At 61.6% G+C, this 3,743-nt stretch carries 10 protein-coding genes; all 10 read left to right on the top strand.

Features of this window, described 5'->3' with window-relative positions; genetic code table 11:
• Positions 1-302 (top strand): 50S ribosomal protein L16 (gene rplP / locus O2807_13320; GenBank protein ID MDA1001481.1); only part of this gene is annotated, 302 nt, incomplete at its 5' end.
• 13 nt (positions 303-315) lie between these two features.
• Positions 316-534: a 50S ribosomal protein L29 gene (rpmC, locus tag O2807_13315; protein ID MDA1001480.1), complete on the top strand. Its 219-nt coding sequence runs from the start codon at positions 316-318 to the stop codon at positions 532-534.
• Entirely contained in the window at positions 535-795 is a 261-nt protein-coding gene (gene rpsQ / locus O2807_13310; GenBank protein MDA1001479.1) for a 30S ribosomal protein S17, read from the top strand.
• Between the two features lie 27 nt (positions 796-822).
• Positions 823-1,191, top strand: coding sequence for a 50S ribosomal protein L14 (gene rplN, locus O2807_13305; GenBank protein MDA1001478.1), 369 nt, complete (start codon positions 823-825; stop codon positions 1,189-1,191).
• A gap of 33 nt (positions 1,192-1,224) precedes the next feature.
• Positions 1,225-1,563 (top strand): 50S ribosomal protein L24, encoded by a 339-nt coding sequence (gene rplX, locus O2807_13300; GenBank protein MDA1001477.1) that lies wholly within the window; start codon positions 1,225-1,227, stop codon positions 1,561-1,563.
• A gap of 25 nt (positions 1,564-1,588) precedes the next feature.
• Complete coding sequence (rplE, locus tag O2807_13295; protein ID MDA1001476.1) at positions 1,589-2,140, top strand: 50S ribosomal protein L5; 552 nt, start codon at positions 1,589-1,591, stop codon at positions 2,138-2,140.
• Between the two features lie 13 nt (positions 2,141-2,153).
• On the top strand, positions 2,154-2,339 hold the full coding sequence (locus O2807_13290) for a type Z 30S ribosomal protein S14 (GenBank protein MDA1001475.1): 186 nt from the start codon (positions 2,154-2,156) through the stop codon (positions 2,337-2,339).
• Positions 2,340-2,354: 15 nt separating this feature from the next.
• Positions 2,355-2,756: a 30S ribosomal protein S8 gene (rpsH, locus tag O2807_13285; protein ID MDA1001474.1), complete on the top strand. Its 402-nt coding sequence runs from the start codon at positions 2,355-2,357 to the stop codon at positions 2,754-2,756.
• A gap of 10 nt (positions 2,757-2,766) precedes the next feature.
• Positions 2,767-3,312: a 50S ribosomal protein L6 gene (gene rplF, locus O2807_13280; protein ID MDA1001473.1), complete on the top strand. Its 546-nt coding sequence runs from the start codon at positions 2,767-2,769 to the stop codon at positions 3,310-3,312.
• Positions 3,313-3,332: 20 nt separating this feature from the next.
• Positions 3,333-3,713 carry a 50S ribosomal protein L18 gene (gene rplR, locus O2807_13275; GenBank protein MDA1001472.1) on the top strand — a complete coding sequence of 127 codons (381 nt, stop codon included), beginning with the start codon at positions 3,333-3,335 and terminating at the stop codon, positions 3,711-3,713.
• The last annotated feature ends 30 nt before the right edge of the window (positions 3,714-3,743 follow it).

Raw genomic sequence — 3,743 nt, 5'->3', positions numbered from 1 at the left:
CCGTGACGGTGGGGAAAATCTCGGCTCGCCAGATTGAGGCGGCCCGGATTGCGATCAACCGCCACGTGCGCCGGGGCGGGAAGGTCTGGATTCGGATTTTCCCCGACCGGAGCTACTCCAAGAAACCGGCCGAGGTCCGGATGGGAAAAGGCAAGGGCGCGACAGAGGGCTGGGTGGCCTACGTGAAGCCGGGCCGGATTCTCTACGAGATGGATGGCGTGGCAGAAGACGTGGCGAAGGAAGCCTTCCGCCTGGCGGCCCATAAGCTTCCGGTGCAGACGAAATTCGTCTCGGCCGAATAAGGAGAAGCGCCTCGTGAAAATGTCGGAAATCCGTGAGTTGGGGCCGGAAGAAACTGAGGAAAAAGAGCGTTCGCTCCGCAGCGAGATCTTCAACCTCAAGTTTCGCAAGGTGACCGGGCAGCTCGACAACACCGCCGGGATACGTCAGGTGAAGCGGGATTTGGCGCGGCTGATGACTTTGAAGCAGGAGCAGAAGGCAGCGGCTCCCGAGGCCTCCAAGGAGAGTAACTAGATGGGCGAAGAGAGAGGCCGCCGGAAGATCCGTACCGGCCAGGTCGTGAGCGACAAGATGGAGAAAACCGCCACGGTCCAGGTGGAGCGTACCTTCAAGCACCCCCGGTTCAAGCGTGTTGTCCGCAGGCGGACGAAGTTTTTGGTCCACGATGAGGAGAACACCCTCAAAGTGGGCGATCGTGTGCGAATCATCGAGACGCGCCCGCTCAGCAGCAGGAAGCGCTGGCGGCTTCTCGATGTCATCGAGCGTGCGAAATAAGACGCGCAAGCGCAAGAGGAATTTGTAATGATCCAGATGCGAACCATGTGCAGCGTGGCGGACAACTCGGGTGCGCGGCGCGTCCAGTGCATCAAGGTACTCGGGGGCTCGCGGCGGCGCTACGCCCGCATCGGCGACATCATCGTCGTTGCGATCAAGGAAGCGACGCCGAACAGCCCCGTGAAGAAAGGCGAGGTCAGACGGGCGGTGGTTGTCCGGACGGTCAAGGAGACCGGCCGCGAAGACGGGACCTACATCCGCTTCGATGACAACGCCGTTGTGATCATCAACGAGGCCCGCGAGCCTGTCGGCACCCGTATTTTCGGGCCGGTCGCCCGCGAACTGCGGCGGAGACGCTTCATGCGGATCGTCTCCCTGGCGCCCGAGGTTCTTTAGCCCCGGGACTCTGGAAGGAAGAAGATGGCCGGTGTGAAGAGTAAGCAAAAGAAGTTTCACGTCAAGAAAGGCGATACCGTCGAGGTGATCGCCGGGCGTGACAAGGGCAAGCGCGGCACGGTGCTCCGCATCCTCAAGAGCGAGGGGCGGGTGGTCGTCGAGAAGCTCAACATGATCAAGCGGCACACCAAGCCCACGCAGGCCGGCCAGCAGGGCGGGATCATCGAGAAAGAGGGCAAGATGCACATCAGCAACGTGATGCCCGTCGATCCGAAAACAACACGGCCCTCGCGCGTGCAGCGCAAACGGCTGGAGGACGGCCGCCGGGTCCGCGTGACCCAAAAGGGCGGCGAGATCCTCGACACGGTGTAACCTGGTTTTCTAGGAGTTTTGGGTGATGACGTACGTACCTCGGTTGCTCGAAAAATATCGTTCCGACGTGGTCGAGCAGCTGCGCAAGGAGTTTTCCTACAAGAACGTGATGCAGGTGCCCACGCTTGCGAAGGTGACGCTGAACATGGGCCTGGGCGAGGCGATCCAGACGGCCTCGATCCTGGAGAGCGGGGTAGAGGAGCTGACGGCGATTTCCGGACAAAAGCCCGTCGTGACCAAGGCCCGCATGTCGATCGCCAACTTCAAGCTGCGGGCCGGGATGTCCATTGGCGCCATGGTGACGCTTCGGCGCGTGCGGATGTGGGAGTTCATCGATCGGTTGGTCAGCGTTGCCATCCCCCGGGTGCGGGATTTCCGCGGGCTCAGCTCCAAGTCCTTCGACGGGAGGGGGAATTACAGCCTCGGCATCCGCGAGCAGGTGATCTTCCCGGAGATTGACGTGGAAAAGGTCGACCGGTCGCGCGGGCTGGGCGTGGTGGTCAACACCACCGCCAAGACGGACGAGGAGGGCCGGGCCCTCCTCCGCCATTTGGGATTTCCGTTCCGGACGGATTAGGGAGAGAGAAAGCGTGGCAAAAAAATGTCTGATCGCCAAACAGAAGAAGACACCGAAATTTGGCGTTCGTGCCTATACCCGTTGCCAGAAGTGCGGACGCCCGCGCGGGTATCTGCGGCGCTTCAAGCTTTGCCGCATTTGCTTCCGGAACCTGGCCCTTCGGGGGGAGATCCCCGGGGTCACGAAGTCGAGCTGGTAGGGAGAAAACCACAGCATGTCTATGACTGATCCGATTGCCGATCTGTTGACCCGCATCCGCAACGCGCAGCAGGCCGGGCACGCGAAAACGACGGTTCCGGGTAGCGGGATCAAAAAACAGATCTTGGGGATTCTCCGGACGAACGGTTTCATCAAGGGATTTGACGTGAAGCCCGGCACCGTGGGGCAAGAGGAAGTCATTATCGATCTCTTCCCCTGGGTCGATGAAAATAAGGTTTTGACAGGGCTGAAGCGGGTGAGCCGGCCCGGTCGTCGCGTCTATGTGGACCGCGATGAAGTGCCCAATGTCCTCAACGGCTTGGGAATCGCCATCATCTCCACCTCCCGGGGCGTTGTGACCGACAACGAGGCCCGCACCCTGGGCGTAGGCGGGGAATTGCTCTGCGAAATCTGGTGAGGCGTTAGCGATGTCGCGCATTGGAAACAAACTGATTCCCCTCCCGAAAGGGGTGGAAGTGAAGCTCGAGGGAACCACCGTGATGGTGAAGGGCCCCAAGGGCGCCTTGACCCAGGAGATTCACGAGCGCCCTGGCGTCGAAGTTGAGGGTGAGTTCGTGAAGGTCACCCGCCAGAGCGACTCCCGGCAGGATCGCTCCCTCCATGGGCTGACCCGCAGCCTCATCGCGAACATGGTGGAGGGGGTTTTCAAGGGCTTCGTGAAGGAGCTCGAGATCCACGGGCTCGGCTACCGCGTCGAGGCGCAGGGGAAAGGGCTTGTCCTCCATGTCGGCTACTCGCACCCGGTGCGGATCGAGCCGATAGAGGGCATCGATTTCGAGGTCCAGAGCGACCGGCAGCGGAACGCCATCAAGGTCGTGGGCATCGACAAGCAAAAGGTTGGCTGGGTGGCGGCGGAGATTCGCAAGATCAAGCCGCCCGAGCCCTACAAGGGCAAGGGAATCCGCTACACCGGTGAGTATGTCCGCCGCAAGGTGGGCAAGTCGGGCGTTTAGGCCCCGGAGGAGTGTGCGCGTTGAGTCAGAACAGCAAGCGCGAAGCTTGGTTGTCGAGAAAAAAGCGGGTCCGCCGGAAAATCCGCGGCACCAGCGATCGGCCGCGCCTGGCCGTCTACCGGAGCGGCAAGCACATCTACGCGCAGCTCATTGACGATATCCAGGGCCTGACGCTCGCGGCGGCCTCCTCGTGCGAGAAGGATTTTGCGGCCCAGTCGAAGTCGGGCGAGAGCACGCGGGGAAGCAACATACAGGGCGCATCCTTGGTGGGGAAACTTCTCGGCGAGCGGGCCAAGACCCGGGGCGTCGAGCAAGCGGTTTTTGACCGGAATGGATTTCTTTATCACGGCCGGGTGAGAGCCTTGGCCGACGCTGTGCGAGAGACGGGAGTGAAATTTTAATGGCGCGTGACTCGAGAAGGCCCGACCCCG

Source organism: bacterium (assembly GCA_027622355.1).
Lineage (GTDB): Bacteria > UBA8248 > UBA8248 > UBA8248 > UBA8248 > JAQBZT01.
This window is presented reverse-complemented; position numbering and strand designations above follow the sequence as displayed.